The sequence below is a fragment of the Terrabacter sp. FW104-15G4B genome, assembly GCF_058790095.1.
Map to the genome: position 1 here is coordinate 32,846 of NZ_JBYTCI010000028.1, position 11,280 is coordinate 44,125.

Annotated in this window: 11 protein-coding genes and 1 pseudogene; 6 read left to right on the top strand and 6 right to left on the bottom strand. The window is 70.6% G+C overall.

Annotation, left to right across the window (positions count from 1 at the left end):
- Positions 1-67 precede the first annotated feature (67 nt).
- From AC3WRT_RS17330 to AC3WRT_RS17345, 4 genes are all read left to right on the top strand, one after another.
- Complete coding sequence (locus tag AC3WRT_RS17330) at positions 68-1,507, top strand: NAD-dependent malic enzyme (protein WP_492724134.1); 1,440 nt, start codon at positions 68-70, stop codon at positions 1,505-1,507.
- A gap of 49 nt (positions 1,508-1,556) precedes the next feature.
- On the top strand, positions 1,557-2,885 hold the full coding sequence (locus AC3WRT_RS17335; protein WP_492724136.1) for an MFS transporter: 1,329 nt from the start codon (positions 1,557-1,559) through the stop codon (positions 2,883-2,885).
- A gap of 85 nt (positions 2,886-2,970) precedes the next feature.
- A complete protein-coding gene (locus AC3WRT_RS17340) occupies positions 2,971-3,333 on the top strand; it encodes an MmcQ/YjbR family DNA-binding protein (protein WP_492724137.1) in 363 nt (120 codons plus the stop codon).
- 122 nt (positions 3,334-3,455) lie between these two features.
- Positions 3,456-4,760 (top strand): MFS transporter, encoded by a 1,305-nt coding sequence (locus tag AC3WRT_RS17345; protein WP_492724139.1) that lies wholly within the window; start codon positions 3,456-3,458, stop codon positions 4,758-4,760.
- 121 nt (positions 4,761-4,881) lie between these two features.
- Here the strand turns inward: AC3WRT_RS17345 and AC3WRT_RS17350 are convergent, their stop codons facing one another.
- The 5 genes and pseudogenes from AC3WRT_RS17350 to AC3WRT_RS17370 form a co-directional block, all read right to left on the bottom strand.
- Positions 4,882-6,108: an MFS transporter gene (locus AC3WRT_RS17350; protein WP_492724141.1), complete on the bottom strand. Its 1,227-nt coding sequence runs from the start codon at positions 6,106-6,108 to the stop codon at positions 4,882-4,884.
- On the bottom strand, positions 6,105-6,572 hold the full coding sequence (locus AC3WRT_RS17355) for a MarR family winged helix-turn-helix transcriptional regulator (protein ID WP_492724142.1): 468 nt from the start codon (positions 6,570-6,572) through the stop codon (positions 6,105-6,107). Before AC3WRT_RS17355 ends, AC3WRT_RS17350 begins: the two co-directional genes overlap by 4 nt.
- A gap of 117 nt (positions 6,573-6,689) precedes the next feature.
- Positions 6,690-7,106, bottom strand: a complete 417-nt coding sequence (locus tag AC3WRT_RS17360; protein ID WP_492724144.1) for a hypothetical protein — start codon at positions 7,104-7,106, stop codon at positions 6,690-6,692.
- A gap of 80 nt (positions 7,107-7,186) precedes the next feature.
- A pseudogene (locus AC3WRT_RS17365) lies at positions 7,187-7,615 on the bottom strand (LLM class flavin-dependent oxidoreductase); the annotation flags it as partial.
- A gap of 28 nt (positions 7,616-7,643) precedes the next feature.
- Positions 7,644-8,192 (bottom strand): TetR/AcrR family transcriptional regulator, encoded by a 549-nt coding sequence (locus AC3WRT_RS17370; RefSeq protein WP_492724145.1) that lies wholly within the window; start codon positions 8,190-8,192, stop codon positions 7,644-7,646.
- Between the two features lie 229 nt (positions 8,193-8,421).
- On the opposite strand from AC3WRT_RS17370, the gene AC3WRT_RS17375 reads away from it, so the two are divergent.
- On the top strand, positions 8,422-8,625 hold the full coding sequence (locus tag AC3WRT_RS17375; RefSeq protein ID WP_492724147.1) for a hypothetical protein: 204 nt from the start codon (positions 8,422-8,424) through the stop codon (positions 8,623-8,625).
- Positions 8,626-8,633: 8 nt separating this feature from the next.
- Complete coding sequence (locus tag AC3WRT_RS17380; RefSeq protein WP_492724149.1) at positions 8,634-10,157, top strand: MFS transporter; 1,524 nt, start codon at positions 8,634-8,636, stop codon at positions 10,155-10,157.
- A gap of 312 nt (positions 10,158-10,469) precedes the next feature.
- Here AC3WRT_RS17380 and AC3WRT_RS17385 read toward each other — a convergent pair whose 3' ends face one another.
- The gene (locus tag AC3WRT_RS17385; RefSeq protein WP_492724151.1) at positions 10,470-10,988 is read right to left on the bottom strand and encodes an inorganic diphosphatase; all 519 of its coding nucleotides are present in this window, start codon (positions 10,986-10,988) and stop codon (positions 10,470-10,472) included.
- Positions 10,989-11,280 lie beyond the last annotated feature (292 nt).

Genomic DNA, 11,280 nt, shown 5'->3' on the forward strand with positions numbered 1-11,280 from the left:
ACGAAGGTTACTGATCGGTCCTCGGACGGGTTCGGGGCACATGTCGGATCGTGGGACGATATAGGGCGTGACTGAGTCGATCCAACGTGCCCGCGCCACCACTGCCTCCTACTCGATCACGATGCGGATCCACGCCGGCACCGACCCCGCCGTCATCGGGGCCCTGGCCGTCAAGGTCGCCGAGAGCGGCGGCATCACGACGGCCCTCGACATCGTCGACTCGCACCCGGACCGCCTCGTCATCGACCTCACCTGCTCGGCCAGCAACGCCGAGCACTCGACCGAGGTCGTCGACGCCGTCGAGACGCTCGAGGGGGTGCGGGTCCACAAGGTCTCCGACCGCGTCTTCCTGCTGCACCTCGGCGGAAAGATCTCCGTCGAGTCCAAGGTCAACCTGCGCAACCGCCAGGACCTCGCGATGGCCTACACCCCCGGGGTGGGCCGGGTCAGCCAAGCGCTCGCAGACCACCCCGAGGACGTCCCGAAGCTGACGATCAAGGGCAACTCGGTCGCCGTGGTGACGGACGGCTCGGCGGTGCTCGGCCTCGGCGACATCGGCCCGATGGCGGCGCTGCCGGTCATGGAGGGCAAGGCTGCACTCTTCAAGCGCTTCGCCGACATCGACGCGTGGCCGATCTGCATCGACACGACCGACGTCGACGAGATCGTGCGCACGGTGGAGCTCATCGCCCCCGGCTTCGGCGGCATCAACCTCGAGGACATCGCGGCGCCGCGCTGCTTCGAGATCGAGGCCAAGCTGCGCGAGCGCCTGTCGATCCCCGTCTTCCACGACGACCAGCACGGCACGGCCATCGTCGTGCTCGCAGCCTTGAAGAACGCGCTGCGGATCATCGACAAGAAGCTGCCCGACGCGCGGATCGTCGTCTCCGGCGGCGGCGCGGCCGGCTCGGCGATCGTGCAGCTCCTGCTCGCGGCCGGCGCCATCGACGTCACCGTCTCGGACCGGCCCGGCCTGCTCAACCGGGCCGACGAGTCGCTGACGCCGGCCTGGCGCGAGCTCGCCGCCAAGACCAACCCGCGCGGGCTCACCGGCACGCTGCGCGACGGCCTCCAGGGCGCCGACGTCTTCATCGGCGTGAGCGCCCCGCGCATTCTGCAGCCCGAGTGGATCGACGAGATGGCCGACCGGCGCATCGTCTTCGCGCTCGCCAACCCCGACCCCGAGGTCGACATCTACGAGGCGACCCAGCGGGCGACCGTCGTGGCTTCGGGCCGCAGCGACTACCCGAACCAGATCAACAACGTCCTCGCGTTCCCCGGCGTCTTCCGCGGCCTGCTCGACGCCCGCGCGACCGACGTCACCACCGAGATGCTGATCAGGGCCGCGGACGCCATTGCGTCCGTCGTCACGGACGAGCAGCTCAACCCGAACTACATCATCCCCAGCGTCTTCCAGCCCGACATGAGCAAGACCGTCGCCAAGGCGATCGTCGACTGCGTGCCCAAGGCCCCCGCGAAGAACATCCCGATGACCGGCGCGAACTGAGGGCCGACCGACCGGATGACGAGCACCACCCGATGACGAGAACGACCCGATGACGACCACCCAGCCAGGCCAGCGCTACGCGCTCGACGGCCGCCGCGCCTGGGCGGTCTGGGCGGCGGCCATCGCCGTCTACGTCCTTGCGGTCTTCCACCGGACCTCGCTCGGTGTGGCGGGGCTGGAGGCTGCCGACCGCTTCGGCATCAGCAGCGCGCAGCTGTCGACCTTCACGATCCTGCAGGTGTTCGTGTATGCCGCGATGCAGCTGCCGGTCGGGGCGCTGCTCGACCGCTACGGCTCGAAGAAGCTGCTCGGGGTCGGCCTGACGCTGCTGACCGTGGCCCAGTTCGGCTTCGCGTTCGTGCACTCGTTCCCGGCCGCCCTGCTGTGCCGGGTGCTGCTCGGCATGGGCGACGCCATGGTGTTCATCTCGGTGCTGCGCATCGTCGCGCTGTGGTTCTCGCCGCGGCGCACGCCCATGGTGACCCAGCTGACCGGTGTCCTCGGCCAGCTCGGTGCCCTGGCGGCGGCGGGCCCGCTGGCCGCGGCGCTGAGCCGCTTCGGGTGGACGCCGTCGTATGCCGTCGCAGCCTCGGTCGGCGTGCTCAGCGGGGTCGCGCTCGTGCTCGTCGTCAAGGACAGCCCCTACGTCGACCACCACCGCGACGAGCTGAAGCTGCGTGCCATCGCCCGCACGCTACGGGCCGCGTGGCTCGTGCCGGGCACGCGGCTGGGACTCTGGTCGCACTTCACGTCGCAGTTCGCCGCCAACATGTTCACGATGCTGTGGGGCTTCCCGTTCCTCGTTGCGGGACAAGGGCTCCCGTCGTCGACGGCCAGCATCATGCTGATGGTGATGGTCGTGACGTCGGTGGTCTCCAGCCCGGTCATCGGCACGCTGACGATGCGCTTCCCCTTCTCGCGCAGCACCCTGGTGCTCTGGATCGTCGCCGCGGCGATCGCGGCGTGGACCGTCGTGCTGCTCTGGCCCGGCCGAGCGCCGCTGTGGCTGCTCGTCGTGCTCGTGGTGCTGATCGCCGTCGGCGGGCCCGGCTCGATGATCGGCTTCGACGTGGCCCGCACCTTCAACCCGCCCACCCGGATCGGCAGCGCCTCGGGCATCGTCAACACCGGTGGCTTCATCGCCACCCTGGCCGCGGTGGCCCTGGTCGGCGTGGTGCTCGACCGGGTCTCGCCCGGAGGCCCCTCGACCTGGGACGTCGACTCGTTCCGGGCCGCGATGACGGTGCAGTACCCCGTGTGGGCCCTGGGCGTCGTGCAGATCCTGCGCTACCGCCACAAGGCGCGCCGCGCGGCCCTCGAGGCCGACCCCGACGCCTACGCCGCCATGCGGGCCGGCAGCTCCGTCACCTTCCACTGACTGAACCGTCGAGAGGCCACACTTCGCGGGGCCGCACCCGTCGAGTGGCCAAGGTCTGCGGTCTAGCCTCCTCGGAGGAGGAGCGATGACGACGTGGGCCGACGTGGACGACCTGGCCGGACGGCTGCCGGGTGCGGAGCTCGCGCTCGCGGGCGAGGGGCTGCCCGCTTGGCGCGCCGGACGGCATACGTTCGCGCGGTTGCGTCTCGACGACGACGGGCGGGAGCTCGTCCAGGTGTGGACGGGCGAGATGGACACCGCGCAGGCGCTTGCCGACCGCCGCGACGTCTTCGTGCGGATCGACACCTTCCGCTTCCGCGTCACGATGTGGGCGCTGGTCGACCTCCTCGACCGGCGTGAGCTCGCCGAGCTGCTCCTCGACTCCTACGACATCCGCGGTGGCCGCCGCAGGCGAGGCGACGTCGGACTCACCCAGCTGCTCAGCTGACGTGCGCCGAGCCAGAGTCTCGGCGACCGCCGAAATTGCCAGGGTTTTCTCAGGTTGAGGGGTAGAGGGGTCGAGCCGGCACGACGGAGACCCCGCCGGCCCCTGACCACCGGGAGGCACGGATGGCTGCACCAGCTCCGACCCGGACGAGGCTCACGTCCGACCAACGCAACTCCTTCCTCGCCGCCTACCTGGGGTGGGCGATGGACGCGTTCGACTACTTCCTCGTCGTTCTCATCTACGCCGACATCGCCAAGGACTTCCACAAGTCCCTGCCCGAGATGGCCTTCATCACCACCATGACGCTGATCATGCGGCCCGTCGGCGCCTTCATCTTCGGCTTCTGGGCCGACCGCCGCGGTCGCCGCGTCCCGCTCATGACGTGCGTCGCGTTCTACAGCATCGTCGGCTTCGTCTGCGCCTTCGCGCCCAACTTCGCCGTGCTCATGGTCCTGCGGATGCTCTACGGCATCGGCATGGGGGGCGAGTGGGGCCTCGGCGCAGCCCTCGCGATGGAGAAGCTGCCGACCCAGCGCCGGGGCTTCTTCTCGGGCATCCTGCAGGGCGGCTACTCGATGGGCTACCTGCTCGCCTCGCTCGCGTTCCTCGTCGTCAACTCGTGGCTGGGACTCTCGTGGCGCTGGATGTTCGCGCTCTCGATCATCCCGGCCGCCATCACCTTCTTCATCCGCTCGCGGGTCGTCGAGTCCGAGGTCTGGCGCGAGGCCGACCAGCGCGTGCGGCAGACGAGCACCTCGGTGCGCCAGCTGCTCGGGAACCGGGCCATCTGGCGTCGCTTCATCTTCCTCGTGCTGCTCATGACGGCATTCAACTGGATGAGCCACGGCACCCAGGACGTCTACCCGACCTTCCTCAAGGCCACCGACGACGGCGGGGCGGGTCTGGCCAAGAGCACGGCGTCGTGGATCGCCGTGATCTACAACGTCGGTGCGATCGCGGGCGGCGCCGCCGCCGGCGCGCTCTCCGAGCGCTACGGGCGCAAGGTGATGATCATCCTCTGTGCCGCGCTGGGCCTGCCGATCGTGCCGCTCTTCGCCTACTCGCACACCGTCGGCATGCTGGTTCTCGGCTCGTTCCTCATGCAGGTCATGGTGCAGGGCGCCTGGGGCGTCATCCCGGCACACCTGACCGAGCTGAGCCCCGACGAGATCCGCGGGTTCTACCCGGGCGTCACCTACCAGCTCGGCAACTGCCTCGCGGCGTTCAACCTGCCGATCCAGGAGTCCATAGCCAGCACGCACGGCTATCCCTTCGCGCTGGCGGTGACGATCGTGCCGGTCTTCCTCGTGGTGATCGTCCTGACCGCCCTCGGCAAGGAGCGCCGCGGCCTCCGCTTCGGCACCCCGGAGAGCAGCCTGCTCGCGTCCGGAGCCTCGAGTTTGGCGTCCGAACCGTCCGCCCGCTGACGCAGCGGCGGTCCGGACAGGCGAACGCCGCGCCCCCAAGTGGGGGCGCGGCGTTCGTGTCGCGGATCGCGGGCGGGGCGTTCGGAGGCGCTCGGAGGCGTTCGGCGCGGTCCCGCTTCCGTCAGGCGTCGCCGACGGTGAGTGCCTCGGCCTCGGTCCGCGAGGTGACGGCCTCGGCGCCATGGCCGGGAGCCTCGTCCAAGGCGCTGATGATTCGGCGGGCCGTGAAGAGCACCAGGACGGCCAGCACCACGGCAGCCGAGCCCACCCAGAACGGCAGGTGGATCGACTTCTCGCCGAGGTTGCCGGCGAGCCAGGGAGCGACCGCGCCACCACTGAAGCGGACGAAGGAGTAGGCCGCCGACGCGACGCCGCGCTCGACCGGGGCCACCTTCATGACCGTCTCGGTGATGAGGGTGTTGTTCACGCCCAGGAAGGCGCCGGCGAGGATGACGCCGAGGACGAGGACGGTCTTGTTCTCGGTCCAGATCGCCATGGCCGCGAGGATGACCGCGAAGCCGAGGAGTGCACCGCTGATGCCGGCCAGCGTGCCGAACCGGCGCTGGATCATCGGGGCGACGAAGACGGACGTGATGGCGAGCAGCACGCCCCAGCCGAAGAAGATGAAGCCGATCTCGTGGGCGCCCATGGCGAGCGGGAAGGGCGTGAACGCGAGCAGCGTGAAGAAGCCGAAGTTGTAGAGCAGGGCCGTGATGCCGACGGTGAGCAGACCACGGTGACCAAGGGCCCGGAGCGGGGCCGAGAGGGAGGTCGGGGTCTGTGCCGGCGGAGTCTTGGGCAGCGTCGTGAGGGTCGCGATGAAGGCCACCGCCATGAGCACGGCCACGCCGTAGAAGGGCCAGCGCCACGAGATGCCGCCGAGCCAGCCGCCGAGCAGCGGGCCGGTGGCGATGCCGACCCCGAGGGCGGCCTCGTAGAGGATGATCGCCTGCTTCACCGAGCCGGATGCGGCGTTGACGATGGTGGCGAGGGCGGTCGCGATGAACAGCGCGTTGCCGAGGCCCCACAGGGCGCGGAAGGCGACGATGCCGCCGACGGTGTCCTGGCTACCGGCGAGGGCCGCGCCGACGATGATGAGCGCGAGGCCGAGCAGCAGGGTGCGCTTGGCGCCGACGCGGCTGCTGACCCAGCCGGTGCCGAGCATGGCGATGCCCATGACGGCGAGGTAGCTGGTGAAGAGCAGGGAGACCTGCGAGGGACCGGCGCCGAGCTCGTCGGCGATCGGCTTGAGGATGGGGTCGACGAGGCCGATGCCCATGAAGGAGATCACGCAGGCGAAGGCGATCGACCAGACGGTCTTGGGTTGGCGCCACATGGTGGTGGTCATCCGTCCTTTCGGGTGGGGTGCGAGGCGGGGGTGGTGCCCGCCGCGGCGGCGGCGAGCAGCTCGTTCATGACCTCGATGGCGACCTGGACGCGGGCGAGCGCCGGGTCATCGAGCTGGTCGAGGGCGGGGGAGAGGACATCCAGTCGGGCTCGGCGCACGCTCTCGAGCGCGGCACGGCCCTCGGCGCTGAGGGAGACCACGGTGGCCCGGGCGTCCTCGGGGTCGGAGGCGCGGTGCACCCAGCCGGACGCCTCGAGGCGCTGGAGCTGGGTGGTGGTCGTCGGCTGGCTGCTGTGGTCGGCGGCCGCGAGGGTGCTGACCCGAGAAGGCCCCAGCTCGTCGAGGAGGGCGAGCAGTCGGGCCTGGGCGAAGGGCACGTCGAAGGATGCGTGACGGCTGGCCCAGCGCGAGAGTCGCGCGGCTGACCGCAGCAGCTCGTTGCCCAGGGTGGTCGGTTCGCTCACTCACCCCAATTTACATAGATAACCTATGCATATCAACTCGGGGCGAGGCCTTCACGTGGGAAAGCCCCGACTCGTCGGTCTTCCATCCGTCGAGTGGGCACTTTCCGGCGCCAGGTGTCAGCCGAGCTGGCGCAGGACGCCCTCGGCGATGTCGGCCAGGTGGTCGAGGTCCGCGAGGTCGAGCACCTGCAGGTAGACCCGCTCGGTGCCGACCGCCTCGAACTCCTTGATCTTCTGGGCGACCTCGTCGGCCGAGCCGGCCAGGCCGTTCTCGCGCAGCTCGTCGAGGTCGCGCCCGATGGCGTCCGCGCGGCGGGCCAGGGTCACCTCGTCGTTGCCGACGCAGACCACCTGGGCGGCCGAGTAGGTCAAGGACGCAGGGTCGCGGCCGGCCTCGGTGGCCACCCGCTGGACCCGCTCGAAGAGCCGACCGGACTCGGAGGCGGAGGTGAACGCCGCGTTGAACTCCGCGGCATACCGCACGGCGAGCGCCGGCGTGCGGCGCTTGCCGCCACCCCCGATGATGATCGGCACGCCGCCCTCCTGCACGGGCTTGGCCAGGGCGGGGAGTCGAGCACCGGGTAGTGGGCGCCCTGTCGGCTGAACGTCGCTCCCGGCTCGGTCGCCCACAGGCCGGTGATCACCGCCAGCTGCTCCTCGAGGCGGTCGAAGCGCTCGCCGAGCGGCGGGAAGGGGATCCCGTATGCCGTGTGCTCGGCCTCGTACCAGCCCGCGCCGAGTCCCAGCTCGACCCGTCCACCGCTCATCTGGTCGACGCCGGCGACCTGGATCGCCAGGGGTCCGGGCAGGCGGAAGGTGGCCGAGGTGACGAGGGTCCCGAGCCGGATCCTGGAGGTCTCACGCGCCAGGCCGGCGAGGGTGGTCCAGGCGTCGGTCGGGCCGGGACCACCGTCGCCACCCATGTGCAGGTAGTGGTCGGAGCGGAAGAAGCCGCTGAAGCCGAGGTCCTCGGCGGCCCGGGCGACGCGGAGCAGGTCGTCGTAGGTGGCGCCCCTGCTGGGGCTCGGTGAAGATGCGCAGATCGACGGTCATGCTCCGTGCAACAACCGGTCAGGCGCGGACAATTCCGTCCACGACGACCTCGAGCATGGGTCGCACGTCGAGGTCTGTGTGGCTGGTGTCGGCGACGCTCGCGACGCCGCTGACGAGCCGCATGACGTTGGCGGCGTCGACCCCCGGGCGCAGGTCGCCGTCGTCGCCGAGGTGCTCGATGACGCGTCGGTTGGCCTCGCTCATGACGCGGCACTTGCGGTACATCGGCGAGGCGGGGTCGTCCATCGCCGCGCAGATCTTGCTCGCGGCGCCCCGGTGGAGGGTGATGTGGTCGACGAAGTGCTCGAACCAGCCGAGCAGCATCTCGCGGGCGGGCAGGCCGGTGGCGATCGCGGCGTCGGCGTCGGCGGCCACGCGGTCGGTCCAGTCCTGCATCAGGGCGTCCACGAGCGCCTCGCGGGTGGGGAAGTGGCGATAGAGCGTGCCGGGACCCACCCCGGCGCGCTTGGCGATCTCGTCGAGGGAGCAGTCCGTGCCGCGCTCGGTGAAGACGACGCGGGCCGTGGCGAGGATCTTGTCGTAGTTGCGGCGGGCGTCGGCACGCATCGGCCGACGTGACTTCCCGGCATCTTCCGTGGCCGCCTGCGCGGCCGAGTCGCCTTCTGTCGCGGGGGATTTCGGTGACTCATCGAGCGTCGCCCTGACGGCGTCGGCAGAGGTCACGAGAAAACTCCCTTGCTAAACGGAGACTCTCTCCGTATTGTCGGTCAAGCAGAACCGGAGTGGCTCTCCGCTAATCGTACCGCCGCCAGCCGTGACTGAGGAGCCGAGCACCATGACCACGACGATCCACCCCACTCGACAGGCACTTCGCGTGCACCTGTCCCACCTCGCCACCACGCACCGCGCGCCCCTGGTGCCCCGCCGCCTCCCGACCAGCGGGACCCGTACGCAGCGCACCCGGGCCACCTCCTTCACGCCCATGGCCCGCGACCCCTACGTCGACGGGACGCCGCGCACCCAGTCCCACGAATCCTGAGGTCAGAGATGTCGACCACCACCAGAACCACCGACGGACACGCGTCCACTCCCCGTCAACCCGCCGCGTCTGCATCGGCGCCCGCCCCAGACGCCCGCCGCGGCGCCATCGGCCTCGGAATCGTCCTGGTCGCGCAGCTGATGCTCGTGCTCGACGCGACCGTCGTCAACGTCGCGCTGCCGCACATCCAGACCGACCTCGGGTTCACTCCCGCGGGCCTGTCCTGGGTGCTCAACGCCTACACCCTCGCCTTCGGGGGCTTGCTGCTCCTCGGCGGCCGGCTCGGCGACGTGTTCGGGCGGCTGCGCACCTTCGAGATCGGTCTGGCCGTCTTCACCGTCGCGAGCCTCCTCGGCGGCCTCGCCACGTCTCCCGCCTGGCTCATCGCAGCGCGCACGCTGCAGGGCGCCGGTGCCGCGATGGCCGCCCCGAGCGTGCTGGCCCTCGTCACGACGAGCGCGCCCAACGAGGCCGCGCGCAACCGCGGGCTCGCGCTGTTCACCGCCGTCTCGTCGGCCGGGGCCTCGATCGGCCTGCTCCTCGGCGGCGTCCTCACCGACTTCGTCAGCTGGCACTGGACCCTCTTCGTCAACGTGCCCATCGGCGCCGTAGTGCTCGTGCTCGCCCGCCGCTTCGTCACCGAGACGCCGCGGGTGCGGGGTCGTTTCGACGTCGTCGGCGCCGTCAGCGCGACGCTCGGCTCCGTCTCGGTCGTCCACGGCTTCATCAGCGCTGCCGACCGAGGCTGGACGGCCCCGCTGACCGTCGGCTCCTTCGTCGTCGGGCTCGCCCTTGTCGGCCTCTTCGTCCGGACCGAGGGCCGCGTGGCGTCGCCGCTGCTGCCGCTGGGGCTGGTGCGCAACCGCACCCGTGGGGGAGCTCTGGTGCTCATGGCCCTGGTCGTCGGCGCGCAGTTCTCCACGTTCTTCCTCGTGACGCAGTACCTCCAGCTCGTCCTCGGCTTCAGCCCCGTCGCAACGGGCGCCGCGTTCCTGCCGCTCAGCCTCGCGATCTTCGCGACATCCCGGGTCAGTGCCCGCCTCGTCGCGAAGGTCGGTCCCCGGCCGATGCTCCTCGTGGGCACCCTCGGGCTCACGGCGAGCTTCATGTGGCTGAGCACCCTGTCGACGACGAGCACATATGCCGCCCACCTCCTGGGTGCCCTGGTGCTCAACGGCGTCTCGGCCGCTCTGGTCTTCATGCCCGTTACGGTCGTCGTCCTGGGTGGCGTCGACCGCACCCAGGCGGGCACGGTGTCGGGGCTGCTCCAGACCGCGCAGCAGCTCGGCGGCGCCGTGGGTCTCGCCGCGATCGTCAGTGTCTATGCGTCACAGGCCGTTCCGGGCGAGTTCGTCCCCGGAGTCAGGCCCGCCTTCCTCACCTCGGCGAGCTTCACCCTCGTCGCGCTGCTCGTCGCGGGCTTCGTGCTCCGTTCCCGCCCGGTGCCGCAGGCCGTGCCCGGGTCCGAGCAGCCCGAGCCGACCCGCGAGACCGTGATGGTCGCGACCGCGGACGGCGCCGAGACCGGCTGACCCGCGATCACACCCGAACCGCTGGGGCCGGTCGCGGGCAGCCCGCGCGAGCTCGACGAGCTGCTGCGGTCGGCGATCGCCCACGACCCCAAGCCCGCCGACCGCGAACGGCACTCGAGCTCGCCACCGGCTGGGCGGCATACGCCATCAGCTGGCGACCGAGCCCGCGGACCAGGCGCCCTCGGGCGCGTGGGGAGCGGGGCGCTCGCCGGCCTGGCCGCCGCCACCTTCGCCGTCCACACCCTGGCGACATGGCTGACCCTCCGTCTCCTGGGGTGAGGTGACGGAGGGTCGCGGTCAGCTGGCTCTGGCTCAGCGCCCCTGCGGCATGGACCAGCGGGCGGTCGACACGCCCTGGTCCTTGGCGCGCTGGAGCGCCTCGGTGACGATCTTCTCGGCGGCCTCGCGGTTGCCCCAGTCGGAGCCCTCGACGTGCTTGCCGGGCTCGAGGTCCTTGTAGCGCTCGAAGAAGTGCTGGATCTCCTTGAGTCGGAACTCGTTGACGTCGCCGATGTCCTGCACATCCGTGTTGCGCGGGTCGACGGGCACGCAGAGCACCTTGTCGTCGCCGCCGGCCTCGTCGGTCATGTGGAAGACGCCGATCGGGCGGGCCTCGACGACCACGCCGGGGAAGACCGGCTCGGGAAGGAGCACCAGGGCGTCCAGGGGGTCGCCGTCCTCGCCGAGGGAGTCCTCGATGTAGCCGTAGTCGGCGGGGTAGGCCATCGGCGTGAAGAGGTAGCGGTCCAGGCGGATGCGTCCGGTCTCGTGGTCGACCTCGTACTTGTTGCGCTGTCCGCGCGGGATCTCGATGGTGACGTCGAACTCCACGTCTTGCCCTTCTTCACGGTCGTCGGATGTCGGCTCGGGTGCCGGAGCACTCGGCGGCGGCTGACAGAATCGTCCGCGACAGTGTGTCAGCAAGGAGCACTCTTTCGCGAAACAGTGGCTGATGACGGACGGGGGTGTTGGGCGCGTGGCACGCAAGACGCGGCCTCGAGGGCAACGCACGCCCGGCCTCACCTACGGCATGGCGGTCGTGTGGTCGCTCGTGGCGATCCTGCTCGGGTATGCCGTGCTCGACGTCGCGGACGCAGCCCCCGGTGTGCTGACCCTGCGTCCC

Coding starts and splice junctions, on each gene's coding strand:
- AC3WRT_RS17335 (WP_492724136.1), top strand. CDS start 1,557: ATGACGACCACCCAGCCAGGCCAGCGCTACGCGCTCGACGGCCGCCGC.
- AC3WRT_RS17340 (WP_492724137.1), top strand. CDS start 2,971: ATGACGACGTGGGCCGACGTGGACGACCTGGCCGGACGGCTGCCGGGT.
- AC3WRT_RS17345 (WP_492724139.1), top strand. CDS start 3,456: ATGGCTGCACCAGCTCCGACCCGGACGAGGCTCACGTCCGACCAACGC.
- AC3WRT_RS17350 (WP_492724141.1), bottom strand. CDS start 6,108: ATGACCACCACCATGTGGCGCCAACCCAAGACCGTCTGGTCGATCGCC.
- AC3WRT_RS17370 (WP_492724145.1), bottom strand. CDS start 8,192: ATGCGTGCCGACGCCCGCCGCAACTACGACAAGATCCTCGCCACGGCC.
- AC3WRT_RS17375 (WP_492724147.1), top strand. CDS start 8,422: ATGACCACGACGATCCACCCCACTCGACAGGCACTTCGCGTGCACCTG.
- AC3WRT_RS17380 (WP_492724149.1), top strand. CDS start 8,634: ATGTCGACCACCACCAGAACCACCGACGGACACGCGTCCACTCCCCGT.